This window comes from Halomonas sp. ND22Bw (assembly GCF_003011945.1).
Taxonomy (GTDB): Bacteria; Pseudomonadota; Gammaproteobacteria; order Pseudomonadales; family Halomonadaceae; genus Halomonas; species Halomonas halophila.
On the sequence record NZ_PXWD01000398.1, the window covers coordinates 1 to 346 of the forward strand.

General features: G+C 71.7%; 1 protein-coding gene. It reads left to right on the forward strand.

The annotated features are described in order from the left end of the window. Positions 1 to 346 (forward strand): trehalose-phosphatase (locus tag CVH10_RS18615; RefSeq protein ID WP_219924820.1); only part of this gene is annotated, 346 nt, incomplete at both ends.

Sequence of the window (346 nt, forward strand, 5' to 3'; positions counted from 1 at the left end):
CCGCACCCTCGCCGAGATCGACCGGATTTCCGACAACGCCCTGGTGTCCGGCTCCGGCGTCCATGGGCTGGAGCGCCGGCTGAAGGATGGGTCGATCCAGCGCCTTGCCGCGGATGCGGGCGTGGCCCGCGCCCTGGCCGCCTTCAAGACTTTCGCCGCCGACCGGCCGGGCGTGATCGTCGAGGACAAGGGTGTCTCGGCGGGTCTGCATTATCGCCTGGCCCCCGACGCGGCCGGTCCCGCCAGGGCGCTGGCGCAGGATTTGGCGGACCAGACCGGCCTGAGCTGCCAACCGGGCCATATGGTGCTGGAGCTGAAGACGCCCGGTGCCGACAAGGGCACCGCC